This is a genomic window from Streptomyces sp. NPDC047982 (assembly GCF_043204165.1).
In the GTDB taxonomy this organism is placed as follows: domain Bacteria; phylum Actinomycetota; class Actinomycetes; order Streptomycetales; family Streptomycetaceae; genus Streptomyces.
In genome coordinates, this window is sequence record NZ_JBIDBS010000003.1 from 14,547 (window position 1) to 39,976 (window position 25,430).

General features: G+C 71.2%; 20 protein-coding genes and 4 pseudogenes. 13 read left to right on the forward strand and 11 right to left on the reverse strand.

The window, feature by feature from the left end; genetic code table 11:
• The first annotated feature begins 56 nt into the window (after positions 1-56).
• From rimO to ACGF2V_RS03950, 6 genes and pseudogenes are all read left to right on the forward strand, one after another.
• Positions 57-1,526: a 30S ribosomal protein S12 methylthiotransferase RimO gene (gene rimO / locus ACGF2V_RS03925; protein ID WP_362708701.1), complete on the forward strand. Its 1,470-nt coding sequence runs from the start codon at positions 57-59 to the stop codon at positions 1,524-1,526.
• Positions 1,523-2,293 carry a CDP-diacylglycerol--glycerol-3-phosphate 3-phosphatidyltransferase gene (gene pgsA / locus ACGF2V_RS03930; RefSeq protein WP_362630019.1) on the forward strand — a complete coding sequence of 257 codons (771 nt, stop codon included), beginning with the start codon at positions 1,523-1,525 and terminating at the stop codon, positions 2,291-2,293. Before rimO ends, pgsA begins: the two co-directional genes overlap by 4 nt.
• Positions 2,290-2,799 carry a CinA family protein gene (locus ACGF2V_RS03935; protein ID WP_362630022.1) on the forward strand — a complete coding sequence of 170 codons (510 nt, stop codon included), beginning with the start codon at positions 2,290-2,292 and terminating at the stop codon, positions 2,797-2,799. The genes pgsA and ACGF2V_RS03935 overlap by 4 nt, the downstream gene beginning before the upstream one ends.
• Before the next feature lie 109 nt (positions 2,800-2,908).
• Complete coding sequence (locus ACGF2V_RS03940) at positions 2,909-3,292, forward strand: helix-turn-helix domain-containing protein (RefSeq protein ID WP_030927058.1); 384 nt, start codon at positions 2,909-2,911, stop codon at positions 3,290-3,292.
• Between the two features lie 452 nt (positions 3,293-3,744).
• The gene (locus ACGF2V_RS03945) at positions 3,745-4,215 is read left to right on the forward strand and encodes a DNA starvation/stationary phase protection protein (RefSeq protein WP_362630025.1); all 471 of its coding nucleotides are present in this window, start codon (positions 3,745-3,747) and stop codon (positions 4,213-4,215) included.
• A gap of 698 nt (positions 4,216-4,913) precedes the next feature.
• Positions 4,914-5,093: pseudogene (locus tag ACGF2V_RS03950) on the forward strand (hypothetical protein); the annotation flags it as partial.
• A gap of 289 nt (positions 5,094-5,382) precedes the next feature.
• Here the strand turns inward: ACGF2V_RS03950 and ACGF2V_RS03955 are convergent.
• The 3 genes and pseudogenes from ACGF2V_RS03955 to ACGF2V_RS03965 all read right to left on the reverse strand — a co-directional run bounded on the left by ACGF2V_RS03955 (position 5,383) and on the right by ACGF2V_RS03965 (position 11,846).
• Positions 5,383-5,876: pseudogene (locus tag ACGF2V_RS03955) on the reverse strand (SDR family NAD(P)-dependent oxidoreductase).
• A gap of 168 nt (positions 5,877-6,044) precedes the next feature.
• Positions 6,045-6,893 (reverse strand): DNA-formamidopyrimidine glycosylase family protein, encoded by an 849-nt coding sequence (locus ACGF2V_RS03960; protein ID WP_362708704.1) that lies wholly within the window; start codon positions 6,891-6,893, stop codon positions 6,045-6,047.
• Between the two features lie 243 nt (positions 6,894-7,136).
• A complete protein-coding gene (locus tag ACGF2V_RS03965) occupies positions 7,137-11,846 on the reverse strand; it encodes a DEAD/DEAH box helicase (protein WP_362708792.1) in 4,710 nt (1,569 codons plus the stop codon).
• Positions 11,847-11,970: 124 nt separating this feature from the next.
• On the opposite strand from ACGF2V_RS03965, the gene ACGF2V_RS03970 reads away from it, so the two are divergent.
• The 3 genes from ACGF2V_RS03970 to ACGF2V_RS03980 all read left to right on the forward strand — a co-directional run bounded on the left by ACGF2V_RS03970 (position 11,971) and on the right by ACGF2V_RS03980 (position 14,070).
• A complete protein-coding gene (locus ACGF2V_RS03970) occupies positions 11,971-12,840 on the forward strand; it encodes an AraC family transcriptional regulator (protein WP_362618032.1) in 870 nt (289 codons plus the stop codon).
• Between the two features lie 91 nt (positions 12,841-12,931).
• Complete coding sequence (locus tag ACGF2V_RS03975; protein ID WP_362708707.1) at positions 12,932-13,756, forward strand: AzlC family ABC transporter permease; 825 nt, start codon at positions 12,932-12,934, stop codon at positions 13,754-13,756.
• Entirely contained in the window at positions 13,753-14,070 is a 318-nt protein-coding gene (locus tag ACGF2V_RS03980; RefSeq protein ID WP_362618029.1) for an AzlD domain-containing protein, read from the forward strand. The genes ACGF2V_RS03975 and ACGF2V_RS03980 overlap by 4 nt, the downstream gene beginning before the upstream one ends.
• A 191-nt stretch (positions 14,071-14,261) precedes the next feature.
• Here the strand turns inward: ACGF2V_RS03980 and ACGF2V_RS03985 are convergent, their stop codons facing one another.
• Positions 14,262-15,176 carry a hypothetical protein gene (locus ACGF2V_RS03985; protein WP_362618028.1) on the reverse strand — a complete coding sequence of 305 codons (915 nt, stop codon included), beginning with the start codon at positions 15,174-15,176 and terminating at the stop codon, positions 14,262-14,264.
• 78 nt (positions 15,177-15,254) lie between these two features.
• Between ACGF2V_RS03985 and ACGF2V_RS03990 the strand changes: the two genes are divergently transcribed.
• The 4 genes from ACGF2V_RS03990 to recX all read left to right on the forward strand — a co-directional run bounded on the left by ACGF2V_RS03990 (position 15,255) and on the right by recX (position 19,133).
• On the forward strand, positions 15,255-15,449 hold the full coding sequence (locus ACGF2V_RS03990) for a DUF3046 domain-containing protein (protein WP_362618026.1): 195 nt from the start codon (positions 15,255-15,257) through the stop codon (positions 15,447-15,449).
• 201 nt (positions 15,450-15,650) lie between these two features.
• Positions 15,651-16,829, forward strand: coding sequence for an AI-2E family transporter (locus ACGF2V_RS03995; RefSeq protein ID WP_362708794.1), 1,179 nt, complete (start codon positions 15,651-15,653; stop codon positions 16,827-16,829).
• 411 nt (positions 16,830-17,240) lie between these two features.
• Positions 17,241-18,362 carry a recombinase RecA gene (gene recA, locus ACGF2V_RS04000; RefSeq protein WP_362618024.1) on the forward strand — a complete coding sequence of 374 codons (1,122 nt, stop codon included), beginning with the start codon at positions 17,241-17,243 and terminating at the stop codon, positions 18,360-18,362.
• Positions 18,363-18,365: 3 nt separating this feature from the next.
• Entirely contained in the window at positions 18,366-19,133 is a 768-nt protein-coding gene (recX, locus tag ACGF2V_RS04005) for a recombination regulator RecX (protein ID WP_362618022.1), read from the forward strand.
• A 168-nt stretch (positions 19,134-19,301) separates the two neighbouring features.
• Here the strand turns inward: recX and ACGF2V_RS04010 are convergent, their stop codons facing one another.
• The 7 genes and pseudogenes from ACGF2V_RS04010 to ACGF2V_RS04040 form a co-directional block, all read right to left on the reverse strand.
• A complete protein-coding gene (locus tag ACGF2V_RS04010) occupies positions 19,302-19,952 on the reverse strand; it encodes a hypothetical protein (protein WP_362708710.1) in 651 nt (216 codons plus the stop codon).
• 255 nt (positions 19,953-20,207) lie between these two features.
• Positions 20,208-20,413: pseudogene (locus ACGF2V_RS04015) on the reverse strand (rhodanese-like domain-containing protein); the annotation flags it as partial.
• Positions 20,410-20,729, reverse strand: a pseudogene (locus ACGF2V_RS04020) (cysteine dioxygenase); the annotation flags it as partial. The pseudogenes ACGF2V_RS04020 and ACGF2V_RS04015, both read right to left, overlap by 4 nt.
• Positions 20,730-20,963: 234 nt before the next feature.
• Positions 20,964-22,610, reverse strand: coding sequence for an FAD-dependent monooxygenase (locus tag ACGF2V_RS04025; protein ID WP_362708712.1), 1,647 nt, complete (start codon positions 22,608-22,610; stop codon positions 20,964-20,966).
• Between the two features lie 254 nt (positions 22,611-22,864).
• On the reverse strand, positions 22,865-23,767 hold the full coding sequence (locus ACGF2V_RS04030; RefSeq protein WP_362618018.1) for an amino acid ABC transporter permease: 903 nt from the start codon (positions 23,765-23,767) through the stop codon (positions 22,865-22,867).
• On the reverse strand, positions 23,764-24,429 hold the full coding sequence (locus ACGF2V_RS04035; RefSeq protein ID WP_362618017.1) for an amino acid ABC transporter permease: 666 nt from the start codon (positions 24,427-24,429) through the stop codon (positions 23,764-23,766). The genes ACGF2V_RS04030 and ACGF2V_RS04035 overlap by 4 nt, the downstream gene beginning before the upstream one ends.
• 79 nt (positions 24,430-24,508) lie before the next feature.
• Positions 24,509-25,351 (reverse strand): glutamate ABC transporter substrate-binding protein, encoded by an 843-nt coding sequence (locus ACGF2V_RS04040; protein WP_362618016.1) that lies wholly within the window; start codon positions 25,349-25,351, stop codon positions 24,509-24,511.
• Between the last annotated feature and the right edge of the window lie 79 nt (positions 25,352-25,430).

Consider the following 25,430-nt stretch of genomic DNA (forward strand, 5'->3'; position numbering starts at 1 on the left):
TGACGACGCAACCCTGCGCGGCAGGGCGAGTGCGGGGACAAAGTAGTCTTGAGCCCATGCCCGAACGCCGTACCGTCGCCCTTGTCACTCTCGGCTGCGCCCGTAACGAGGTGGACTCGGAGGAGCTCGCAGGCCGCTTGGCAGCGGACGGCTGGGAGCTCGTCGAGGACGCCTCCGACGCCGATGTCGCCGTCGTCAACACCTGCGGATTCGTCGAGGCCGCCAAGAAGGACTCCGTCGACGCCCTGCTCGAAGCCAATGACCTGAAGGACCACGGCAGGACCCAGGCCGTGGTCGCCGTCGGCTGCATGGCCGAGCGTTACGGAAAGGACCTCGCCGAGGCCCTGCCCGAGGCGGACGGGGTCCTCGGATTCGACGACTACGCCGACATCTCCGACCGCCTCCGGACCATCCTGAGCGGCGGTGTCCACGCCTCGCACACCCCGCGCGACCGCCGCAAGCTCCTGCCGATCAGCCCGGCAGAGCGCCAGGACGCCGCCGTGGCCCTGCCCGGACACGCACAGCCGACCGCGCCGGTGCCGGAGGACCTGCCCGAGGGCGTCGCCCCGGTTTCCGGCCCGCGGGCGCCGCTGCGCCGGCGGCTGGGCACCAGCCCCGTCGCCTCGGTGAAGCTCGCCTCCGGCTGCGACCGCCGCTGCTCCTTCTGCGCCATCCCGTCCTTCCGCGGCTCCTTCATCTCGCGGCGCCCCTCGGACGTGCTGGGGGAGACCCGATGGCTGGCCGAGCAGGGCGTGAAGGAGGTCATGCTGGTCTCGGAGAACAACACCTCGTACGGCAAGGACCTCGGCGACATCCGGCTGCTGGAGACGCTCCTGCCGGAACTCGCCGAGGTGGACGGGATCGAACGGATCCGGGTCAGCTATCTGCAGCCCGCGGAGATGCGGCCGGGCCTCATCGACGTGCTGACCTCGACCCCGAAGGTCGCTCCGTACTTCGACCTGTCCTTCCAGCACTCGGCCCCCGGTGTGCTGCGGGCGATGCGCCGCTTCGGTGACACCGACCGCTTCCTGGAACTCCTGGACACCATCCGCGGCAAGGCTCCGCAGGCCGGTGCCCGCTCCAACTTCATCGTCGGCTTCCCCGGCGAGACCGAGGCCGACCTGGCGGAGCTGGAACGCTTCCTCACCGGTGCCCGACTCGACGCCATCGGCGTGTTCGGCTACTCCGACGAGGAGGGCACCGAGGCGGCCGGTTACGAGAACAAGCTGGAAGCCGACGTCGTCGCGGAGCGCCTCGCGCACATCTCGCGGCTGGCCGAAGAACTGACTTCGCAGCGGGCGGAGGAGCGCCTGGGCGAGACCCTCCAGGTGCTCGTCGAGTCCGTGGACGACGAGGACGGTGCGGTGGGGCGTGCGGCGCACCAGGCCCCGGAGACGGACGGCCAGGTGCTCCTCACGACACGCGAGGGCCTCGTGCCCGGCCTTATGGTCGAGGCAAAGGTCGTCGGAACCGAAGGAGTGGACCTGGTGGCCGAGTGTTCCGAGCTCGTGGAGGCGGCCAGATGACGGGAGCCCCGGCATCCGCGGCGGGCGGTTCCGGCGCGAGGCCGGTCCGCGGCGGCAAGCTGGGTTCCGCGGCCGTCAACCAGGCCAGTCTGTGGAACATCGCCAATCTGCTCACCATGCTTCGGCTGGTGCTGGTGCCCGGCTTCGTGCTGTTGCTGCTGCACAACGGCGGCTACGACCCGGCCTGGCGGTCGTTCGCCTGGGCGGCGTTCGCCATCGCCATGATCACCGACCTGTTCGACGGTCATCTCGCGCGCACGTACAACCTGGTCACCGATTTCGGGAAGATCGCCGACCCGATCGCGGACAAGGCGATCATGGGCGCGGCACTGATCTGTCTGTCGTATCTGGGCGATCTTCCCTGGTGGGTCACCGGCGTGATCCTCTTCCGCGAAATAGGCATCACACTGATGCGGTTCTGGGTGATCCGGCACGGGGTGATTCCGGCCAGTCGCGGCGGGAAGATGAAGACCCTGGCCCAGGGGACGGCCGTCGGCATGTACGTCCTGGCGTTGACCGGACCACTCGCCACCGTGCGTTTCTGGGTGATGGCGGTGGCGGTTGTCCTGACGGTCGTCACCGGGCTCGACTACGTGCGTCAGGCCGTCGTGCTGCGGCGCAAGGGTCTCGCGGCGGAACGGGCCGCTGCCGCGGCTTCGAGCGGTACGGCCGGGGTGGCTGAGACGTCCGGCGTTGTCGGTGCGTCCGGGGCATCCGAGACTTCAGGGGCGTGCGACGACCGTGGTTCCGCGGGGACGGAGCGGTGACGACTGCGGCCCGGGTCCTGGATCTGCTCGTGGAGCGCGGCGAGACGCTCGCCGTCGCCGAGTCGCTGACCGGCGGTCTGGTCGCGGCGGAGCTGACGTCCGTGCCGGGCGCCTCACGCTCCTTCCGGGGATCCGTGACGGCCTACGCCACGCCCCTGAAACGGGAACTGCTCGGTGTGGACGGCGCCCTCCTGGCGGAACGAGGCGCGGTCGACGCCGACGTGGCGCGGCAGATGGCGACAGGTGTGCGGCGCGTTCTCGGTGCAGACTGGGGAGTGGCGACCACCGGCGTCGCGGGCCCCGACCCGCAGGACGGAAAGCCCGTCGGCACGGTCTTCGTCGCGGTGGCAGGTCCGGACGGTGCGGAGAATGTGGCCGCGCTGCGATTGAACGGCAGTCGTGCGGACATCCGTAAGGAGAGCGTACGGAACGTTCTCACACTGCTTTCCGGCAAACTCGGCAAGAATGCAAGCGCACAGGATACGGAACAGAACGGGGGGAATTGATGTTTGCAGCCCTGAGTGAACACGACATCGCTCCCCGCACGGCCGCGGCGCAAGGCGGTACGGTGGGGCGTGAAGGATGCGGCTACGCGGTCCGAGGAGGGAGCCACCGATGATTCTGCTCCGTCGCCTGCTTGGTGACGTGCTGCGTCGGCAGCGCCAGCGCCAAGGCCGTACTCTGCGCGAAGTCTCCTCGTCCGCCCGAGTCTCGCTCGGTTATCTCTCCGAGGTGGAGCGGGGGCAGAAGGAGGCGTCCTCCGAACTGCTCTCCGCCATTTGCGACGCGCTTGATGTACGGATGTCCGAACTCATGCGTGAAGTGAGCGATGAGCTGTCGCTGGCCGAACTGGCCGAGTCGGCAGCAGCCGGCGATCCGGTGCCTGTGCCGGTGCGTCCGATGCTCAACTCCGTCTCCGTCACATCGGTGGCGGGTGTGCCGACGGGGCGGGTGACCATCAAGGCGCCCGCAGAAGCGGTGGATGTCGTCGCCGCCTGACCGCGCGGTCCGGTGTGCAGGAGAAGCCCTGGTCCCTCATGGGGGCCGGGGCTTCCGTGTGTCTTGTGTCTGTGGCGTCCGTGTGCCTTGTGCCTGCCTGTTCATGGCCCGGGCGGCAGTCTTCGACGGCGGTTCCCAGGGCCGGCGGGGGGACCGGCCGGATACGAGGCCGGGGGCCGTGGATGCGCCGCTCGGATGATGTCGTTCCGGGGGCGGTGCGGTCGGGGCGGTGCAATTCGCGGCCGATGTGCTGTGCCGTATCGCGTGGCCGGGTGTCCGAGTGCCGGGGTATGGGGCCAGGGACGTCATCCAGGTGCCGACGGACTGACACTTTCACCCCATTTCTTCAAGGATGAAAGCCTCCTTCCGAAACGAGCGCTTTCGGCTGTCTGTGCAATGGTGGTGATGCTGAACGTGATGTCGAGCGGAACAGAAGCAGATTGGAGACGTGCATGTCCGTGGTGAAGAGCCCGCTGTCCGGGGCCGACCTCCAGGTCGTGGGAGACGCGTTGCAGGGCGCTCTGGTGGACCTGATCGACCTCTCCCTGGTGGCCAAACAGGTGCACTGGAACGTCGTCGGGCCGCGATTCCGGTCCGTGCATCTCCAGCTCGACGAGGTCGTCGATACCGCTCGTCGGCACTCCGACTCGGTCGCGGAACGTGCCTCTGCCCTCGGCGTCAATCCGGACGGGCGGTTGGGGACGATCGCGAGGACCACGGCCCTCGCGTCCGTGCCCGAGGGCTGGGTCGCGGACGCGGATGCGGTGAAGGCGCTGGTGAGCGCCCTCGGTGTGGTGATCGGGCGCATGCGGGAGCGGATCGAGCAGACCGGCGGACCCGATCCCGTCAGTCAGGACCTGCTCATCGGTCTGACCGCCGACCTCGAAAAGCACGCCTGGATGTTCCAAGCGGCGAACGCCTGAGTGCGCGAGGCGATGGGCCAGGCATATGCGCAACGCATATATGTGTCCCGTGCATGTGTGCGCGGCGCGTGTATGTGATGCGCATGGGTGAAGCGATCCCTGAAGCGGATGCCTGGAGCGTTCGGATTCGGAGCGGAGGCGTTGCGTCTGCCCTCCGCGACGAGCCTGACCATGTCCGCAGAGCCCCGCCGAGCCCCTGCCCGAGCCTGTCCGGGGCAAGGGGTTCGGCGGGGCCACGGAGCCGTCGGGGCCGGATGGAACGGCCGGGCCGCTGCCCCGCGGCGGGCGGCGCCGTCGCTTTCGGAACGGTTCGTGCCGCTTCGGGTGACGCCGCCTCGGTCGAAGTCCGGCCGCCGCTCTGGATGCGGTCGGGGCATCGGCGCGCCAGACTTTCGGGGACAGGGCGCCGGTCGGTGAAGGCGCCCCGGGCCATGTCCGGACCCCGCCGCGTCGCACGCCAGGCGCGACCTGCCGGACAGCGGCGTGGTTCGTGAAGCCGGGACCCGTGGCGAAGGGCTTACGGGGCCCCTGCCGGAGGGCTTCCGGCAGGGGCGGCCCGCGCCCGCACAGCACGCTCGGGGAACTCCAGGCGAGAGCGCACAACGCGCTACGGCCCGCACACCGCGCGCCGGTGGCGCACCGGTGCGCCCTCCCGCCGGGCGATCGCGCCGGACTAGGTTCGGCCGGAGGAGGCAGCCATGGTACGGCGATGGGTGCCGGCGCTCGTTCTCGCCGGGGTGTGGTGGTGGGCCGTGCTGCGGCTCGCGCTGGAACCAGCCCGCGTGGGGCTCGTCGAGGGCGCGGTGGCGGCGGGCGGATGGGGACTGAGTCTGCTGCCCGTGCACGTGGCCGCGACGGCTGGGCGGGTGGGGGCGAGTACGCCGGACGGGCGTACGGATGCGGACGCGGGCGAGGACGTGGCCTGGTCGTCCCGGATCCGGGCGTGGTGCGTGGACAGGGGGAACGGGGTGGGGGCGCGGTGTCTGGACGGTTGGTTCCGTGTCCGGGCGCGCTGCGTGAGCTGGTGGTCCGGGACCGGGGCGCCGCGCGCGGTCCGGTGGCGGGCCGTCGCGGTGCGGTGTGTGAGCCGGTGGTCGTACGCCGGGGCGCGTCGCGTCCGGCGCTGGTCGGGCGTCGGGCTGCATCGTGTGGCCCGGGCCCGGCGGACTACCAGGGCGTGGTCGCGCCGCCGTTCGGGCGGAGGATCCGGCCGGTCATGAAGGCCGCCGCGTCGGACGCGAGGTACAGCACGGTTGGGCGACGTCCTCGGGCTCTCCGACCCGGCCCAGTGGTGACAACCGCGCCATCGCGGCCTCGGCCCGGTGCTGCCGTTCCGCGTCGTGGCGGGAGGTCATGGGGGTGCGGATCCAGCCCGGAGCGACGGCGTTGACGCGGATGGAATGCGGTCCCAGTTCCCCGCCCGCAGCGGTCACCACCCCCTGACCTCGTTGGGATCGGTGACATCGAGCGGTGAAGACGACAGGACCCGCCCGCTTTGCTGATCAGGTCCCGGGTCTCCATCAGCCCCTTCTCGTCACGGTCCGCGCAGTGCACGGCGGCGCCCGCCGTGCGAGCAGGACGGCACTCGCCCGACCGATGCCGCTCGCCGCTCCGGAAACGAGCGCGGAACGGCCCGTGGGGTCGTACCCGACGACACCCATGTGGGGACGCTACGGCTCAATCCGACGCATCGTCACTTTGCTTGCGTGCTGCCGGTCGTCGTGGTGACCGGAACGACTGCTCGGAAGGGGTGCCGTTCGGTGCGTGCGAGGGGAGGTGGTCGGGAGCCCTCGCGGCGGAGCTGCCCGGGCTGGGCCAGGACAGAACAACTAGACCGCGGGGCCCTTCTGGCAGTGCGGGCACCAGTAGGTGGGGCGGGCGTCCTGTTCGGCCGTGCGGATCGGTGTGCCGCAGCGCAGGCAGGGGCGGTTGGTCCTGCCGTAGACCCAGAGCCGTTCGTGCGAGCCGTGGCGGCGGGGTATGGCCCTTGAGCGCGTGGTCGCGCTCGTGCTCGCGGCCGCGGTGCTCGTTGTCGTCGTGGTCGTGCGCACGGGGCGGTCGCGGTTGGCTTCGAGGAGTTGTTTGGCCGTGGTGACGAGGCGCGAGGCCGTGGGCCCGGTCAGTTCGCCGATGGGGAGCCACGGGGTGGCGCGGGCGAGGAAGCAGAGCTCGGCCTTGTAGACGTTGCCGATTCCGGCCAGGTTGCGTTGGTCCAGAAGGGCCTCACCGAGGGGGCGGGTGGGATCGACGAGCAGATTGCGCAGGGCGGTGTCAGGATTCCAGTCGGGGCCCAGGAGGTCGGGGCCGAGATGGCCAACCGCTCGCTCCTCCTCCCTGGTGCGGAGGAGCTCCAGGACCGGGAGACGGTAGCCGACGGCTGTGTGGTCCGCGTTGGCGAGCACCGCACGGATCTGGTGGGCGGGTCCGCCGCGCCAGCGCTCGCCCGGGGCGTAGACCTGCCAGGAACCGTCCATCCGCAGATGACTGTGCAGGGTGAGGCCGCCCTCGATGCGCGTGAGGAGGTGCTTGCCGCGCGAGGTGACGTCCAGCACCGTCCGCCCGGTGAGGTCGGCGGTGGCGAACCGGGGGACGCGCAGGTCGAAGCGGGTGAGGACCCGGCCGGCGAGTGCGGCGTGCAGACGCCGGGCGGTCTGGAGGACGGTGTCTCCTTCGGGCATGCCTCCATGATGCTGCCCACAGCCACGGGTCGGCTCGGGCCGAGCCGGTGCTCCGGGCGGCCCATGAGACGCGACGCAGAGGTTTGGCGTAGGGCCGGTCGGACGCGTGGGAGGTGAGGGCGGTGCGGTGCGGCGTGCGTCCGGGGCGCGTCGGCGCGGTGCGGCGTAAGAGTGCGGGGGAGCGCGGCACGGCGTACGGGCACGTGGGCCGAGGCGTGATGCACGGGCCGCGGGCGAAACGCGTCAGGCGCGGAGGCGGAGCCCCCTGGGTGTGGCCAGGAAGCCGGCCGCTTCCAGGGCGCGCCCGAGCGGTGATGTCAGGGACGAGGCGCCGTTGGCGCGCTCCACCGTGACTGTGCCGAGCGATCCCGCGCGCGCGGCCGTCGCCAGCGCGCCGGCTGCCGCGGAGAGTGCCGGGTCCTCCGGATCGGTGGGCCAGACCAGGAGCGACTTGCCGCCACGCTCCATGTACATCGCCAGTTCGCCGTCGACCAGCACCACCAGGGCGCCCGCCTTGCGGCCCGGCTTGTGTCCGGCGCCGTCCGGCGACTGCGGCCACGGCAGCGCCGCGCCGTACGCGTTGGCCGGGTCCGCCGCGGCGAGCACCACGGCGTGCGGCGCGACGCCCGGCTCGGCGCGGTCGCGCGCGGTGGACACCGCACGCAGCCGGTCGACCGCGCCGTCCATCGCGAACTGGGCCGCCCCCAATCCTTCGACCACATAGCCGCGCCGGGCCTGCCCGTTGTCCTCGAACGCGGAAAGCACGCGGTACGCGGCGGAGAAACCGCCCTCGACCCCCTCGGCCTGGACCGCGCCACGAGTCACCACGCCGTGGCGGTCGAGGAGCGTGCGGGCCAGGGCGTGAGCGCGGTGGGTCGGGTCGGGCTCGGTGGCGGGCAGCAGGGCCCAGCGGCCCGAGACGGTGGGCGGCCCGGTGCGGGAGACCGGGCGGGCGGCGGCCGTGAGCGAGCCGTAACGCCCGCGCGGGACGCTCCGTCTCGCGCGGTGGGCGGTCGACCCCGCCGTGCGGCCGGAGCCGAGGAGCGAGCGCAGCGGTGCGAGCGTGTCGTTGGTGAGCCGGCCCGACCAGGCCAGGTCCCAGACGGCTTCGGCCAGTTGTGCATCGGTGCATTCCGGATGAGTGGTGGCCCGCACCTGGTCGGCGATCTGCCGGAAGAACAGGCCGTACCCGCCGCTGAGGGCCGTCAGGACGGATTCGTGCAACGCGGTGAGTTCGAGAGGACGCGGGGGCGGGAGGAGCAGGGGCGCGCTGTCGGCGAGGTAGAGGGACAGCCAGCCGTCCTTGCCGGGCAGTGCCCCCGCACCGGCCCAGACGACCTCGCCGGTGGTGGTCAGCTCGTCCAGCAGCGCCGGGGTGTAGCCGGTCACCCGGCTCGGGAGGATGAGCTTCTCCAGGGCCGATGCCGGAACGGGCGCACCCTGCAACTGCTCGATGGCGCGGGCGAGTCCGTCGATCCCGCGCAGGCTGTTGTCGCCCAGGTGCTGCCACTGCGGAAGGAAGCCGGCGAGCACGGCGGGCGGGACGGGTTCCAGCTCGTGGCGGAGCGCGGCGAGCGAGCGTCGGCGCAGCCGGCGCAGCACGGTGGCGTCGCACCACTCCTGGCCGATCCCGGCGGGGTGGAACTCGCCCTGGACGATCCGGCCGGTCGCGGCCAGCCGCTGCAGGGCGCCGTCCGTGACGGCGGCGCCGAGACCGAAACGGGCGGCGGCCCCCGCGGAGGTGAACGGGCCGCGCGTACGGGCGAATCGGGCGAGGAGGTCGCCGAGGGGATCCTTCACCGGTTCGGTGAACGCCTCGGGGACGCCGACCGGGAGAGCGGTCCCCAGGGCGTCGCGCAGGCGCCCGGCGTCCTCGATCGCCGCCCAGTGGTTCGTGCCGCCGATCCTGACCCGGATGGCCCGGCGCGCGGTCGACAGCTCCGCGGCCCACTCCGGCCGGGCGCCGCGCTCGGTCAACTCCGCTTCGGTGAGCGGTCCGAGGACCCGGAGGGCATCGGCGACCCCTTCGACGTCCTTGATGCGGCGGTCGTCGGACAGCCACTGGAGTTCCCGCTCCAGTTCGGTCAGGACGTCGGCGTCGAGCAGCTCGCGCAGCTCCGCCTGCCCGAGGAGTTCGGCCAGCAGATGGGAGTCGAGGGAGAGGGCGGCGGCCCGCCGTTCGGCGAGCGGCGAGTCACCCTCGTACAAGAACTGGGCGACATAACCGAACAGGAGCGAGCGGGCGAACGGAGAGGGCTCCGGGGTGGTCACCTCGACCAGCCGGACCCGGCGCGCTTCGAGGTCGCCCATCAGTTCCGTCAGGCCGGGAACGTCGAAGACGTCCTGGAGGCACTCGCGGACCGCTTCCAGGACGATCGGGAACGAGCCGAACTCCGAGGCGACCTGGAGCAGTTGCGCGGCACGCTGGCGCTGCTGCCAGAGCGGGGTGCGCTTGCCGGGGCTGCGGCGAGGCAGGAGCAGCGCACGGGCCGCGCACTCGCGGAACCGGGAGGCGAAGAGAGCCGAACCGCCGACCTGGTCGGTGACGATCTGGCCGATCTCGCTCTGATCGAACGTCACATCCGCCGCGCCGACGGGTGGTTGCTCGCTGTCGTACGAGAGACCCCGCAGCGGGGACGGGGAGCCGGACGGGTCCTGCGTGGAGTCGAGGTCGAGGTCGAGGAGATCCAGACCCATCAGATCGGCGTCGGGCAGCCGGAGCACGATGCCGTCGTCGGCATGCATCACCTGGGCGTCCATGCCGTACCGCTCGGCGAGGCGGGAGCCCAGCGCCAGCGCCCACGGGGCGTGCACCTGCGCGCCGAACGGGGAGTGGACGACGACCCGCCAGTCGCCCAGTTCGTCGCGGAACCGCTCGACGAGGATGGTCCGGTCGTCCGGTACATGACCGCAGGCGCGACGCTGCTCGTCGATGTACGACAAGGTGTTGTCCGCGGCCCAGGCGTCGAGGCCGGCGGCGAGCAGGCGCCGCCGGGCTTCCTCCGGAGGCATCCCGCCGATCTCCCGGAGGAACGCGCCCAGCGCCCGCCCCAGCTCCAGTGGGCGGCCCAGCTGGTCGCCCTTCCAGAACGGCAGCCTGCCGGGAACCCCGGGGGCGGGTGACACGAGGACCCGGTCGCGGGTGATGTCCTCGATCCGCCAGGACGTGGTGCCCAGCGTGAAGACATCGCCGACCCGGGACTCGTACACCATCTCCTCGTCCAGCTCACCGACTCGGCCGCCGCCCTTCTTGGGGTCGGCGCCCGCGAGGAAGACCCCGAAGAGCCCGCGGTCGGGAATGGTCCCCCCGGAGGTCACGGCCAGTCGCTGGGCGCCCGGACGGCCCGTGACCGTACCGGCGATCCGGTCCCAGACCACACGGGGACGCAGCTCGGCGAAGGCGTCGGACGGATAGCGGCCGGCGAGCATGTCCAATACCGCCGTGAACGCCGATTCCGGCAGCGAGGCGAAGGGCGCGGCGCGGCGGATCGCCGCCAGCAGGTCGTCCACCTGCCAACTGTCCAGGGAAACCATCGCGACGAGCTGCTGGGCCAGCACGTCCAGAGGGTTGGACGGAATCCGGAGCGCCTCGATGGAGCCCTCGCGCATCCGCTCGGTGACCACGGCCGCCTGCACCAGATCGCCCCGGTACTTGGGGAAGACCACCCCGGTGGAGACCGCGCCGACCTGATGCCCGGCCCGGCCGACGCGCTGCAGCCCGGAGGCGACCGACGGTGGCGACTCCACCTGGATCACCAGATCGACCGCCCCCATGTCGATGCCCAGCTCCAGACTGGACGTGGCCACCACGGCCGGAAGTCGGCCCGCCTTGAGGTCCTCCTCGACCTGGGCGCGCTGCTCCTTGGAGACCGAACCGTGGTGGGCGCGGGCCAGCAGTGCGGGGGCGCCCTTCGCCGCGCCGGACTGGGCCATGATCCCGGCCGGGGAGTGCGCCTCCGGCAGCGGCCGTGCGGGACCGCCCTCCCCGGGCGGGACATCAGTGGTCCCGAGGGCGGTGCCGGTGGCCCGCTCGTACGCGATCTCGTTGAGCCGGTTGCACAGCCGCTCCGCCAGACGGCGGGAGTTGGCGAAGACGATCGTGGAGCGGTGTTCCTGGACCAGATCGACGATGCGTTCCTCGACGTGGGGCCAGATCGAGGGCTTCTCCGCCCGGCCCGCCCCGTCGGCGTCGGACACGGGGGAGCCGCCGAGCTCGCCCAGGTCCTCGACCGGCACGACCACCGACAGATCGAACCGCTTGGCGGAGGGGGGCTGGACGATCTCCACCCGCCGCCGGGGCGAGAGGAAACGCGCCACCTCGTCGACCGGCCGGACGGTCGCCGACAGGCCGATCCGCCGAGCGGGCACGGGCAGGAGTTCGTCGAGCCGTTCCAGGGAGAGGGCCAGATGGGCGCCCCGCTTCGTGCCCGCCACGGCGTGCACCTCGTCGAGGATGACCGTCTCGATACCGCAGAGCGCCTCGCGGGCCGACGACGTCAGCATCAGGAACAGCGATTCCGGCGTGGTGATCAGGATGTCCGGCGGGCGGGTCGCCATCGAGCGGCGCTCGGCGGGCGGGGTGTCGCCGGAGCGGATGCCCACCCGGACCTGCGGTTCGGGCAGCCCGAGCCGCACCGACTCCTGACGGATACCGGTCAGAGGTGAGCGCAGATTGCGCTCGACGTCGACCGCGAGGGCCTTGAGGGGGGATACGTAGAGCACCCGACAGCGCTTCTTCGCCTCGGCCGGAGGCGGAACGGACGCCAGCCCGTCCAGCGCGGCGAGGAACGCGGCCAGGGTCTTGCCGGAGCCGGTCGGCGCGACGACCAGCACGTCCGACCCCTCGGCGATCGCTCGCCAGGCGCCTTCCTGCGCGGCGGTGGGCGCGCTGAAGGCCCCCGCGAACCAGCCGCGGGTCGCGGGGGAGAACGAGTCGAGCACGGAACCGGCCATGTCCTCCATCGTGCACCCCACCACTGACACCGGGACGTGCCGGTCGCCGACCACCGCGTCGGGCACCTGCGGCGACCGTCGGCCGACAGCCGACCCCGTCCCCGCCACCTGCGAGAATTCGTTCATGGACGCGACACCGGAGTCGGGAGCGGGGGAGTGGGCGAGGCACTGGCAGTACGCGGAGCTGCCCGACCTCGACCTGCTGCACGCCCGGTACGTCCGCCACACCTTTCCGCGCCACAGCCACGAGGGCTACGTCTTCGGCACCATCACCCACGGGGTGGAGGACGTGGGGCTGCCGGGCGGCACCGTCCACGCGGGTCCCGGCGTCGTCCTCATGATCAATCCGGAGGTGCCGCACACCGCCCGGGCGGGTGTCCCCGAGGGCTGGGTGTACACCACGCTCTACCCGTCCGCGCAGGTGATCAACGACATCGCTGCCGAGACGACGAGCCTGCGCGGCACCGTCGGCTTCACCGAGACCGGTGTCGCGGACCCGTGCGCGGCCCGGTTGATCGGTGAGGTCCACCGGGCGGCCGAGGAGAGCAACGCGCTCGCCGCGGACACCGTACTGCGCACCATGGTCGCGCGGCTGCTCGGTCGGCACGGCGGCGTGCTGCCCACGCGTGCGCCCCGCTCGGCGGGTGCCCGCGACGCGACGCGCGCCCGGGCGGTGCTGGAGGACAGGATGGCCCGCCCGCCGACGCTGGACGCGCTGGCCGCGGAACTCGGCACCGGCCCGTTCGCACTGATGAGGGCCTTCAAGAAGCAGTACGGGATGCCGCCGCACGCCTGGCTCACCGATGCCCGGGTGCGGGCCGCGCGCCGGTTGCTGGACATGGGGAGACGGCCCGCGGAGGTGGCCGCCGAGGTGGGCTTCACCGATCAGCCGCACCTCAACCGCCATTTCACCCGGATCGTGGGGGTGCCCCCGGGCGCGTACCAGCGCGAACGCGCAGGAACGTACAAGACCGGTCCCCAGCCGGGCGCATAGCGTCTCGGATGTGGCAGAACAGATAGCAGTCCCAAAAGACCACGGCGAAGTGGCCGGGACGAGGACACACGCGGCCGATTCGAGGGCGCGCATGACCGGGCGCACGTCGGAGGCGGTCGGCACAAGGTCGGACACGACCGGTTCGAAGACGGATGTGACTGGTTCGCAGTTGGACGCGACCGGTTCGAAGACGGACGCGGCCGTCGTACGTGACGCGCTCGGCGTCGGGACAGCGGTCGGGCTCTCCGGTTTCGCCTTCGGCGTGACCGCGGCCGGTTCCGGACTGAGCCTGCTCCAGACCTGCGTGCTCAGTCTCGCCGTCTTCACCGGCGCCTCGCAGTTCGCCCTCGTGGGAGCCCTCGCGGCGGGCGGAAATCCGTACACCGCGGCCGCCGGAGCGTTCTTCCTCGGCGTGCGCAACTCGTTCTACGGCCTGCGGCTGTCACAACTGCTCGCGCTCCCGCGCGCACTGCGGCCCTTCGCCGCCCAGTGGGTCATCGACGAGACGACCGCCGTGACCCTGTCGCAGCCCACCCGGCGGGCCGCACGGATCGGCTTCGCCGTGACCGGGCTCAGCCTCTACGTGCTGTGGAACCTGACGACACTGCTGGGCGCCCTCGGCGCCGAGGCGCTGGGAGACACCGATGCCTGGGGGCTGGACGCGGCATCACCGGCGGTCTTCCTCGCCCTGCTCGCGCCGATGCTGAGGAGCGCGACGGAACGCGTCACCGCCGCGCTCGCGGTCCTGCTCGCGCTCGGGCTGCTGCCCGTACTGCCCGCGGGCGTCCCCGTCCTGCTGTCCGCGCTCGCCGCACCCGTGGTTCTCTTTCTGCGCGGACGCGGGAGCAGGGAGTCCTTCCAGGGACGCGACGAGGGAACGAGCCGGGGCACGACCGCGGCGGAGGCGGACCGGTGAACGTCTGGATCGCCATCGCATTGACCGCCGTCGGCTGCTACCTCGCCAAACTACTCGGCCTGCTGGTGCCCGCAGGGGTGCTGGAACGCCCGCTCACCCGACGGCTCGCCGCGCTCCTGCCCGTGGCGCTCCTGGCCGCGCTCACCGCCCAACAGACGTTCGGCGACGGCCGGGAGCTGACCCTGGACGCCAGGGGCGCGGGGCTCGCCGCAGCGGCGCTCGCCCTGGCACTGCGCGCTCCCTTTCTCGTGGTGGTGGGCACCGCCGTGGCCGTCACGGCGCTGGTTCGCGCCCTCGCCCCGGCCCTCTGGTGAGGCCGCCGCGCGAGCGATGCCCCGACGACGTTCCACGAGCGACGGTCGGTCCGTGCGTGTCGGTCGGGGTGTGAGTGGTATGGCGATCGGGGAGCGGGGCCATGCGTGACGGTCGGGCGTGAGTGACGATCGGGGGCCGGTGCCGTGCGGCGCCGCCGCGCGGGCGTCCCGCGGCGACGCCCCGAGCGTGCTCAGTCGATGCTGCGCCCATGGGCCCGCAGGGTCAGGAGTGCCTTGAGGGTCACGAGGGGCCGCCCTTCCAGAGCCGTTCCCGGGGCCCACTGGCGCCAGTTCACCGGCCAGCCGCCGTCCGCCTGCTGCTCGGACGCGAGATGGTCGAGCGAGCGTTCTACCTCCTCTTCGGTGAACCAGGCTCGCGCCAGTGAATCGGGCGTCCGGGCGTAGTCGTACGGAAAGTGCTGCTCGCCCGGCGCGTACCCGGCTGCCACCGGGTAGTCCGCACGCCGCTCGGGGTCCAGCACGACCAGCCGCTGTTCCCGTACCAGCCGCCCCAGCCGGTCGGCCGCCGCCTCGGCACGGGCCCGGTCCGGGGCGCCGTCCAGAAAGGCGAGCGCCGCCTCGATCTCGTAGGGGTGTGACCGGTCCAGGGACTCGACCGCCGACCAGCAGAAATCGGTGGCCCGGAACAGCCAGGCGTGCCACACCGCGTTGCGGTGCAGGAGCCCGACCACGGGGCCGGTGACCAACAGCTCCGCGGGCGGATCGTCGACGATCGGGATGAACGGCGCGGCCGGGTAGCCGCGCTGCGTGGGCAGCAGGGCGGGCAGCGCACCCTCCTTGGTCGACACATCGGTCAGGAAACGGCAGATCCGTTCCGCTCGTGGCCCGCCGCAGCGGCCGATCGAGTCGAGGACATTGAGGGCGTGCGCGGTGTGCAGCGGCTGACTGACGGGGCCGCGCAGATCGGGTTCGAGAGCGTGCCCGTACCCGCCGTCCTCGTTCAGATAGGCGGCGAGCGCGGTCTCCACGGCGTCCGCGCTTCCTTCCAGGAAGTGATGGGCGAACCGCCGCTGTTCCAGGACACGGGCCGTGAGCCAGATGAAATGCTCGGCACGATTGAGGGGACTTGTTCCGGTTCCAGCCATGGACCGACCGTAGGGCGGTAAGCGCTCTTGGCAAGCCGTAGCGGCCGGGCTGCACCCTCAGGGCGGGATACTGGTGTCATGCGGTTGACGATTTTCTGGGAACGGATGGCGGACCACTTCGGCGCGGGGTACGCCGACTCCTTCGCACGCGATCACGTGATGGCCGAACTCGACGGACAGACGGTGCTCCAGGCGCTGGCCGCCGGCTGGGAGGCGAAGGACGTCTGGCGCGGTGTCTGCGCGGCGGTCGACATCCCCGCCGACAAGCGTTGACTCCGCCCTGTCAGCCGCTGGACCTGTGCCGTTGCGTGGGGCGGACCGCCGTTTCTCACCGTGGTGGGTGAGACTGGAGCGGTGCCATCTGCAGACGAGACAGCCCAGACAGCCCCCACGGCCCAGACAGCTCAGCCCCAGGCTCCGCGCACCCTGCCCGCCCCGCCGGTCGTGGCGGCCGGCACCCGGCCGACGACGCGTATGCCCGTGTGGCTGCCGCGCGCCATGGTGCTCGCCCTGGCGCTCTACGCCTGCTTCCAGCTCGGCAGCTGGGCGTTCCACCAGCTCGTCGGGCTGCTGATCAACGTACTGATCGCGTTCTTCCTGGCGCTCGCCATCGAGCCCGCGGTGAGCCGGATGGCGGCACGCGGAATGCGTCGTGGCCTCGCCACCTTCCTGGTCTTCCTCATCGTGCTGATAGCCTCCACCGGCTTCGTGGTGCTGCTCGGCTCGATGCTCGCCGGCCAGATCGTCGACATGGTCGAGGATTTCCCGAAGTATGTGGACTCGGTGATCAACTGGGTCAACCAGAACTTCCACACCGAGCTGTCCCGGGTCGCGGTCCAGGACAGCCTGCTCCACTCCGACTGGCTGCAGAGGTACGTCCAGAACAGTGCGAGCGGAGTGCTCGACGTCTCCACCACCGTGCTCGGTGGGCTGTTCCGTCTACTGACGATCTTCCTGTTCTCGTTCTACTTCGCCGCCGACGGCCCCAGACTGCGGCGCGCCCTGTGCTCGGTCCTGCCGCCCGCCAGGCAGGCGGAGGTCCTGCGGGCCTGGGAGATCGCGGTCGACAAGACGGGCGGCTACCTCTACTCGCGTGGCCTGATGGCACTCATCTCCGGCATCGCGCACTACATCGTGCTGGTGATCCTCGGTGTTCCGTACGCGCCGGCGCTCGCCATCTGGGTCGGTCTGGTCTCCCAGTTCATCCCCACGATCGGCACGTACCTGGCGGGAGCCCTGCCGATGCTGATCGCGTTCACCGTGGACCCCTGGTACGCGGTGTGGGTGCTCGGCTTCGTCGTGGTCTACCAGCAGTTCGAGAACTACGCCCTGCAGCCCAAGCTCACCGCCAAGACCGTCGACATCCATCCGGCGGTCGCCTTCGGATCGGTCATCGCGGGTACGGCGCTGATGGGCGCGGTGGGCGCGCTGATCGCGATCCCGGCCGTCGCCACCCTCCAGGCGTTCCTCGGGGCCTATGTGAAGCGGTACGACGTGACGGACGACCCCCGGGTGCACGGCTCTCGTCGGCAGCGCGGTGAGGCGCTGCTCACGCGGCTGCGCCGCTCCTGGCGGACGGGCGGGAGCGACGAGGTCCACGACGGCCGGGCGGACGCCGGCGCAGGGGAGGCGGGGAGTCCGGAGCGTGCCTGACCGGGGAAGAGGCTGCCGGGAGGCTTCGGGGGTGCCCCTGAGGCGTTGCCCGGACAACTCCAGGGAAGCTCACGGCACCGGCAGCACCGTCAGCGGATCGCTCGCCCGGCCTGCCGGGCCGCGCGGGTGCCCGGTGGCCCCCGCCCGACCGTCGGCGTTCCGCCACGGTCGGCCCCCGGCGGCAGGCGACGGGACACGATGCCAAAGGTCGGTCACGTGAGGCGGCCCGGTCCGGCGCGGTGCGCTTGACACTGAAATCGAACATCCATTCTTATGGGATTCCGGCCGGGTCTTCCCGGGCCCGGTCGTGAAGTTATCCACAGGTCGGGAGGACGTCGAGGCTCATTGTCAGTGGCAGGGGTTAGCGTCTTTGACGTGAAGCGATCGACACAAGCAAATCGGGTGGAACCCATGGCAGGAACCGACCGCGAGAAGGCGCTGGACGCCGCGCTCGCACAGATTGAACGGCAATTCGGCAAGGGCGCGGTCATGCGTCTCGGCGAGCGGCCGAACGAGCCCGTCGAGGTGATCCCTACCGGATCGACCGCTCTCGACGTGGCCCTCGGCGTCGGTGGACTGCCGCGCGGCCGCGTGGTGGAGGTGTACGGGCCGGAGTCCTCCGGCAAGACGACGCTGACACTGCACGCCGTGGCGAACGCGCAGAAGCAAGGCGGCTCGGTGGCCTTCATCGACGCGGAGCACGCTCTCGACCCCGAGTACGCGAAGAAGCTCGGCGTCGACATCGACAATCTCATCCTGTCCCAGCCGGACAACGGCGAGCAGGCCCTCGAGATCGTGGACATGCTGGTCCGCTCCGGCGCTCTCGATCTGATCGTCATCGACTCCGTCGCCGCGCTCGTGCCGCGCGCCGAGATCGAGGGTGAGATGGGCGACTCGCACGTGGGTCTCCAGGCCCGCCTGATGAGCCAGGCGCTCCGCAAGATCACCAGCGCGCTCAACCAGTCCAAGACCACGGCGATCTTCATCAACCAGCTGCGCGAGAAGATCGGTGTGATGTTCGGCTCGCCCGAGACCACGACCGGTGGCCGGGCGCTGAAGTTCTACGCCTCGGTGCGCCTCGACATCCGCAGGATCGAGACCCTGAAGGACGGCACCGAGGCCGTCGGCAACCGCACCCGTGTCAAGGTCGTGAAGAACAAGGTCTCGCCGCCCTTCAAGCAGGCCGAGTTCGACATCCTCTACGGCCAGGGCATCAGCCGCGAGGGCGGTCTGATCGACATGGGTGTGGAACACGGCTTCGTCCGCAAGGCCGGCGCCTGGTACACGTACGAGGGCGATCAGCTCGGCCAGGGCAAGGAGAACGCCCGTAACTTCCTCAAAGACAATCCCGACCTCGCCAACGAGATCGAGAAGAAGATCCTCGAGAAGCTGGGCGTCGGTGTCAGGGCGGAGGACAAGGCCGCCGAAGCCGGTGCGGGAAGCGGCGCCGCGGCTCCGGCCGACAGTGCGAAGTCGGTACCCGCTCCGGCCGGCAAGACCAAGCCCGCCAAGGCCGCGGCAGCCAAGAGCTGAGCCGTGACGCGTCGTACGCAGTGGCCGGTCGGCGCCATGGACCCGGGCGTCGGCCCCGGTTCCGGGTTCACCGCCGGGCATCTCGCCGAGTCCGGGTGCGAGGACGAGTACGGGTACGAGGGCGCATGCGGGCCGGAGTCCAGGGACGGCCATGGTGCGGGTACCAGCCCCGGTTCGGCCTCGGGTTCCGGCAAGGGGGCGGGGCGTCGCGCCCGTTCCCGTTCCACAAGCAGCGGCTCCCCCTCCTCGTCGAGGGCCGAGAAGGGGGAGCCGCGAGATCCGGTCGAGCAGGCCCGCGATATCTGCCTGCGGTTGCTCACCGGGACCCCGCGCACGCGGAAGCAGCTCGCGGATGCCCTGCGCAAGCGGGAGATCCCGGATGAGGCGGCCGAGCAGGTGCTGTCGCGCTTCGAGGACGTGGGGCTGATCGACGACGCCGCCTTCGCGGATGCCTGGGTGGAGTCACGGCACCATGGCAGAGGGCTGGCCCGCCGGGCGCTCGTTCGTGAGCTGCGCACCAAGGGGGTGGACTCGGCGGTGATCGACGAGGCGGTCGGGCAGCTCGACGCGGAGCAGGAGGAGGCGACGGCCCGGGAACTGGTGGCGCGCAAATTGCGTTCCACCCGCGGGCTGGACCGTGACAGACGGCTGCGTCGCCTCGCGGGCATGCTCGCTCGCAAGGGTTACGGGGAAGGCATGGCGCTGCGCGTGGTGCGTCAGGCGCTGGAGGAGGAGGGGGAGGACACGGAAGGGCTGGACGAGCCGTTCTGATCGGCGTCGGACGGCGGTCGACGGTGGGGTGATGGTGGTTTGCCGCAGGTCCCACAGAGGTTCGCACGGGGCGGCGGGCGTAAGAGAAGCGCAGGCGCCGATGGAGGAGTGTCGGGCAGGCCGCGCCACTGCGAGTGGAGTGGCAGGGAGAGCCGGTGCGCGGTCCGTTCACTGCCCGGCGCGGGCGGCGCGGGCGATGGTGGCGTCGACCAGGGCGAGCGCCTCCTCGGCGGTGCGGCCGGGACTGCGGTTCCACGGGCCGATCAGACCGGTCCAGCCCTGGGAACGGAGTTCGGTGACGAGCCAGGCACCCGCCCGGTCCACGGTGCCCAGGGATCCGTAGCCCAGACGGTGCGAGGTGAGAAGGGCGCCGCAGATGCACCGCGCGCCGCGGGCGTTGCGAAGTTTGTAGGGCGCGTTCTGCCAGCCCCATTCGGCCAGGATCCTTCGTGCGTGGGCCAGATGCGTGGAGGGCCGCACATCGGGCTGCCCGATCCGGCGCCAGGAGTGCAGACGGTCGGGGAGGACCGCGCCCAGCCGCCCGGGAAGGGGCCGTTCGCGCGGTGCGGCGGCGGGCAGGGCGCGGACGGATTCGGCGATGAGCCGGTCGACGGGGACGGACAGCAGAGCGCGCCAGTCCGTCGGTTCAGGGCCCGTCGCCCGTTCCGCGGCCCCGGAGGAGGGCAGGGGTACGGGCTCGGCGGCGGTGAGGTCCCAGCCGGAGACGATCTGCCGCCATGCCTCGGTGTCGTACAGGCGCACGGCCTGGGCATCGAGCAGATCGGGGGTCAGGGCGGGGGTGGGAGTGGGGATGGGCATGGGCGCGGTGCCTCCGTCACATCGTCCTCGGCGTTGAGCCGAATGTCCGCCGCGAACGGAGATCGCTCCACCGGAGTGCGGCGTTCGGGTGTGTCGCGGCGGATTCGGGGGACGGGACGGAGGTACGGGCTGTGGTCCGTGGTGCGCCGCCCCGGACGGCTCCGGGCCAAAACCGCGTATGTACATGGCGCCGGTGGTGCCAGGGGTGGCCGCGACTCCGCTCGTCCGTGTGGCGATCCGAGCCTTTCGCGCCCGTCACGCCTTCACGGGAAGTCCCGCCGCTCCACGGGAAGTCCCCGCCGCGCGCCATGCCCGGAAGCCGCCGATCAGATCCGTCGCCGGTGCAGCCCCAACTGCCGCGGGGACGCGACGGCGAGACTTGACGCGTAGCCCTCGTCGCAGACCACCACGATCCGCAGGTCGTGGCTCACCGCCTCCGGGCCCCGGGGACGTCCCCGAGGGCGCCGGCAGCGGTGGTGAAGGCGCCGATCGAGCCGACGTGGTCGTGCCAGCCGGTGCCGATGCCAGTTGGCCAGGTGGCCAGCCGATCAGCCACGCCTCACTGCCGCCGGGGCCTTCGAGCGGGAGCCAGGTGCGCCCTTCGGGATCCAGGGGGAGCGAGGCGACGATCCATGGGGCGGCGGCCACACGGTGGACCGAATGCGAGCAGTTCGGTGATCGACGGGGGCCGGAACCCGTGCCGGCCGGCGAACCGGAACCCGTTCCGGCCGCCGGGTCGAAATCACTGTCGGACGCGGAATCGGAACCGGCACCCATGAGGGTGGGCAGGGGTGCGGAGGGTGAGGAAGGGGCAGACAAGGAAGCCGTCCTGAAGGTTCGCGCAGGCGCACGCCGTACGGAAGAGCGCACGGCGCGGCAGGGGAGGGGCGAGTCAGCAGGACGGACGACACACGCAGCCCACACAGCGGACGAGGTCCAGATGGACCCTCCGCCACAGGCGCACATCGGTGTCGGTCCCGTTCCGGAGTACCCCACGCGGACCGACAGCGGTCAATTGATGTCCACCGTCCGGTCGGAGCGCTCGGTGGCGTGCACTGCCCCGCCGCGTACCGTGTCCGCCGCCGCGTGGAGCTCGCGCGGCCGCACCCCGCCGAACGACGCCACGAGATGACCGTCGGGCCTGATCAACAGGACGGTGTGGGCGGGCGCCCCCGGATAGCTCTCCGTCACCAGGAGCTCGCTCCGCACCGGCAGCGCGTCGACCGCGGAGGCAAGGCGGGGCATGACACCCGCGGTCATCCAGTGCCGCCGGTCCCACACCCCGGTGCCGGGCGCCACCAGGACCACCAGCAGGTTCCCCAGTCCCAGCCGCTCGCGCAGCCGTACGGTCGTGCCGTCGGGCGCCGTCACCCGCACATCGACGACCGGCGCACCGGGGGGTGTCCCCACGGATGTGTGCGCCTCGGCATGCGCGGGCGCAAGGGGCGAGTGCGAGTACGAAGGGGGCGCGCCGAGGGGGCCCCGGCCCAGATGCCCGTCCATGAGCAAGGAGTCGTGCCCCCGTGCGCTCCCCGGGACCAGGGTCCGCAGCCCGCCGCCGCCGCGCAGTACCGGCAGCGACTGGTCCGCGGCCCGCAACCGCGCGGCCACCGAGGCCCGCCGCTCCGCCTGATAGCTGTCGAGCAGTACGTCCGAGGCGCCCTCGTGCCAGGCGTGCGCCAGCTTCCAGGCGAGGTTCTCGGCGTCCCGCACCCCCTCGTCGAGCCCCTGGGTGCCCAAGGCGCCCAGCAGATGGGCGGCGTCCCCGGCCAGGAACGCCCGGTCGGTCCTCCAGCGCAGTGCCAGCCGGTGGTGCAGCGTGTACACGCCGGTGTCCAGCAGTTCGTACGGCGGTGTCTCACCGCACCAGCCGGCCAGGGTGTCCCGGATGCGGGCGATCAGGGCGTCCGGCGTGACCAGTTCGCCGCGCGGTGGCAGCAGCCAGTCCAGCCGCCAGATGCCGTCCGGGAGCGGACGCGCGGTCACTTCGGCGCCGCCGGTGCGCCACGGCGGCAGCCGGTGCAGCACGGCCTGCCCCGGCCAGGGGAGTTCGGTGCGCAGTGCTGCGACGGCATGGCGTTCCACCGCCGTGCGGCCCGGGAAGCGGATGTCGAGGAGTTTGCGCACGGTGGACCGGGCGCCGTCGCAGCCCACCACGTAACTCCCTCGCCACCACGTGGCGTTCGGCTCCCTGGTGTGCACCGTTACGCCGGTGCCGTCCTGTTCCAGCCTGTCGACCCGGCTGTACGGGACCACTCGTACGAGCTCCCGCGCGCTCACCGCGTCCCGCAGTCCGCGGGCCAGGGTGTGCTGTGGCAGATGGACGGGGGAGCGGGGCGGCGGATCGCCGTCGGAGGCGTTCTCGCCCCGGCCCCGGCCTTCGCTCTCGCCCACGCCGAGGGGCAGTTCACGCACCAGTTGCTTGCGCCGCATGGAGCGCCACCCGGACCAGCGCGCGCCCTCGCGCCGGAGCGCCGTGCAACCCAGCCGTTCGACCAGGTCCGCGGTGTCCTCGCGCAGGACCACGGTCCGAGCGGGGCGCGTCTCGTCCCGGCCCGGGTCCTCGTCGAGGAGGACGGAGGGCACGCCCTGGGCGGCGAGGGCGAGCGACAGCACCAGACCGACGGGCCCCGCGCCGACGACGATCACCGGGTCCACGGGGCGGCTCCTCGAATCCGTACGGACGATGCCGATGCCGCAGCCGGCGCGGCTCCCGTCGACGCGGACGAGAGGAACGAACGGCTCGACAGCCGACCGGGAGGCGGAGGAGGTGTGGTGGCGGCGGGGGAAGGGGGCGCGATCACAGAACGTATGCAACCTACTGCCGGTGCCCGCGTCAAGCGACACCGGACGACGGCGAGGGGCGGTGGCGAATCCGCCACCGCCCCTCGGGCGCCCGATACGACGATCCGTCAGACGGCGCGTCCGTCGTCGACGACGAGCGCCGGCGTACCGAGGGTCTTCTGCGTGCCCCCGGTGGCGGTGCCCTTGCTCTTCTTGGTGCGCCGCAGCCGCCGCTCCAGCCAGCTCGCGAACGAGGTGAGCGCGAAGTTCAGCGCCACGAAGATCACGGCCACGACGGTGAAGCACGCGATGGTGTTGGCACCGTAGTTGGCGCTCATCGGGCGGACCGACGCCAGCAGTTCGGGGAAGGTCATCATGGCGCCACCGAGCGCGGTGTCCTTCACGATGACGACGAGCTGGCTGACGATCGCCGGCAGCATCGCCGTCACCGCCTGCGGCAGCAGCACGGACAGCATGATCTGGCTCTTGCGCATGCCGAGCGCCTTGGCGGCCTCCGCCTGGCCCTTCGGCAGGGACTCGATTCCGGCCCGCACGATCTCGGCGAGCACCGAGAAGTTGTACAGCACCAGACCGGTCACCACGGCGTACAGCGGACGCAGATCGGTGTCGATGGTGGTGTACTCCGCGTACACCGCGTTCGCGGTGATCATCAGGATCAGGACGGGGACGGCGCGGAAGAGCTCCACGACGAAGCCGGCCGGCATCCGCACCCAGCGGTGGTCCGACAGCCTGCCGATACCGAACAGGGCACCCAGCGGCAGCGCGATGATCAGGGCGAAGAACGCCGCCTTGAGCGTGTTCTCGAGCCCCGGCCAGATGTACGTCTCCCACGGCTGGGAGCTGGTGAAGAAGGGCTTCCACTTGATCCAGTCGAGCTGGTGCTTCTCGGCCAGGCCGTCGTACACCCACCACACCACGGCCGCGGCGCCCAGCACGAACAACACCGTGTACAGGACGTTCCGCTGCTTGGCGCGCGGCCCCTGGGCGTCGTAGAGGACCGAGGAACTCATCGCTTCACCGCCACCTTCTTGCTCACCCAGCCGAGGATCAGGCCGGTCGGGAGGGTCAGAACGACGAAGCCGAACGCGAAGACCAGTGAGATCAGGATCAGCTGGGCCTCGGCCTCGATCATGTCCTTCATCAGGTAGGACGCCTCGATGACACCGATCGCGGAGGCGACCGTGGTGTTCTTCGTCAGCGCGATCAGCACGTTGGACAGCGGGTTGACCACCGCACGGAACGCCTGGGGGAGGATGATCAGCCGCAGCACCTGGGTGAAGCTGAGCCCGAGCGCACGGGCCGCCTCCGCCTGGCCGACCGGCACCGTGTTGATGCCGGAGCGCAGCGCCTCGCACACGAAGGCCGCGGTGTAGGCGACCAGGGCGAGCACCGCCAGCCGGAAGTTGATGTCGTCGATGACCTCGGCTCCGAGCATGATGCCCAGCGTCTGGTACAGGCCCAGCGACGAGAACACGATGATCACGGTCAGCGGAATGTTCCGGACCACATTGACGTACGCGGTGGCGAAGCCGCGCATCAGGGGGACCGGGCTGACCCTCATGCCGGCCAGTAGCGTTCCCCATATGAGGGAGCCGAGGGCAGAGTAGACGGTGAGCTGCACCGTCACCCAGAAGGCCCCCAGCAGGTCGTAACCTTCAAGAAAGTCGAACACGATCTCCCGCGCTTCCGCGTGTCGGAGGGAGGGCACGGCGCGCCGTCGTTCACGGACGGCGCGCCCGGTCAGCCCTGCTTCACTTGACGACGTTGCCGATCTTCGGGGCGGGCTCGTTCTTGTAGTTCGCCGGGCCGAAGTTGTCCTTCACGGCCTTGTCCCAGGAACCGTCCGAGACCATCTTGGTGAGCGCGTCGTCGATCTTCTTCTTGAGGTCGGCGTCGCCCTTCTTCAGGCCGATGCCGTAGTTCTCGTTGGTCATCTTGAAGCCGGCCAGCTTGAACTTGCCCTGGAACTCCTTCTGCGAGGCGTAGCCCGCCAGGATGGAGTCGTCGGTGGTCAGTGCGTCGATGACCTTGTTCTCCAGGCCGGTCAGGCACTCCGAGTAGCCGCCGTAGGTCTGGAGCTGCGCCTTCGGGGCCAGCTTGTCCTTGACGTTCTGCGCCGAGGTGGAACCGGCGACCGAGCACAGCTTCTTGCTGTTCAGGTCCTTCGGCGACTTGATCGAGTCGTCGTCGGCGCGGACCAGGATGTCCTGGTGCGCCAGCAGGTACGGGCCCGCGAAGTCGACCTTCTGCAGCCGCTCGTCGTTGATCGAGTAGGTGGCGGCGATGAACTTCACGTCGCCGCGCTCGATGGCCGTCTCGCGGTCGGCGCTCTTGGTCTCCTTGAAGACGATGTCCTTGGCGTCGTAGCCGAGTTCCTTGGCGACGTACGTGGCGACGTCGACGTCGAAGCCGGTGTACTTGCCGTCCGGCGTCTTCAGCCCCAGACCGGGCTGGTCGATCTTGATGCCGATGGTGATCTTGCCGCTGCCCGAACCGTCCGAACCGCCGTCCTTCTGGTCGGAACCACAGGCGGTGGCGGTCAGGGCGAGAGCGAGCACGGCGGCCGAGGCGGCGGTGACCTTACGAAGCTGCATGATGACATTCCCTAAAGTTTGACGCGATGCGGGTGACCGGCCGGTTCACGGACCGGCGGTGAGGAATCGATCGGCTCGG